The 1,083-nt window shown below is 54.9% G+C and carries 1 rRNA gene; it reads right to left on the bottom strand.

Going from position 1 to position 1,083, the window contains the following annotated elements:
• Positions 1 to 1,083 (bottom strand): 23S ribosomal RNA (locus I8U18_RS17575); the annotation flags it as partial.

Raw genomic sequence — 1,083 nt, 5'->3', positions numbered from 1 at the left:
TTCACCCTACCGGGGCACCCCTTCTCCCGAAGTTACGGGGTCATTTTGCCGAGTTCCTTAACGAGAGTTTTCCCGAGCGCCTTAGGATTCTCTCCTCGCCTACCTGTGTCGGTTTGCGGTACGGGCACCTGCTTCCTCCTAGAGGCTTTTCTTGGCAGTGTGAGATCAAGAACTTCGGTACTTTAAATTTCCCTCGCCATCACGGCCTGGCCTTAAAGAAAGGACGGATTTGCCTGTCCTTTCAGCCTCACCGCTTGGACGCGCACATCCAGTCGCGCGATTCTCTACCCTCCTGCGTCCCCCCATCGTACAAACGGAATCAGGTGGTACAGGAATTTCAACCTGTTGTCCATCGCCTACGCCTTTCGGCCTCGGCTTAGGTCCCGACTTACCCTGAGCGGACGAACCTTCCTCAGGAACCCTTAGGCTTACGGCGGAGGGGATTCTCACCCCTCTTTTCGCTACTCATACCGGCATTCTCACTTCCAAGCACTCCACCGCATCTCACGATGCGGCTTCGACGCCGCTTGGAACGCTCCCCTACCATGTTGCCTTCGGCAACATCCACAGCTTCGGTGAACCGCTTAGCCCCGTTACATTTTCGGCGCAGAGTCACTTGACCAGTGAGCTATTACGCACTCTTTGAATGATGGCTGCTTCTAAGCCAACATCCTGGTTGTCTGGGCAACTCCACATCCTTTCCCACTTAGCGGTTACTTGGGGACCTTAGCTGGTGGTCTGGGCTGTTTCCCTTTTGACTACGGATCTTAGCACTCGCAGTCTGACTCCCGGAGGAAAAGTGGATGGCATTCGGAGTTTAACTGAGTTCGGTAACCCGGTGAGGGCCCCTAGCCCAATCAGTGCTCTACCTCCATCACTCCTGCTCCGAGGCTAGCCCTAAAGCTATTTCGGGGAGAACCAGCTATCTCCGAGTTCGATTGGCATTTCACCCCTACCCACACCTCATCCTATGGTTTTTCAACACCAAAAGGTTCGGGCCTCCATTCCGTGTTACCGGAACTTCACCCTGGACATGGGTAGATCACCCGGTTTCGGGTCGACGACTACGTACTCATGCGCCCT

The sequence above is a fragment of the Thermoactinomyces sp. CICC 10522 genome (assembly GCF_016055075.1).
GTDB classification, from domain to species: Bacteria; Bacillota; Bacilli; order Thermoactinomycetales; family Thermoactinomycetaceae; genus Thermoactinomyces_A; species Thermoactinomyces_A daqus.
The sequence above is the reverse complement of the archived record's forward strand: the minus strand, read 5'-3'. Positions and strand labels throughout refer to the sequence as shown.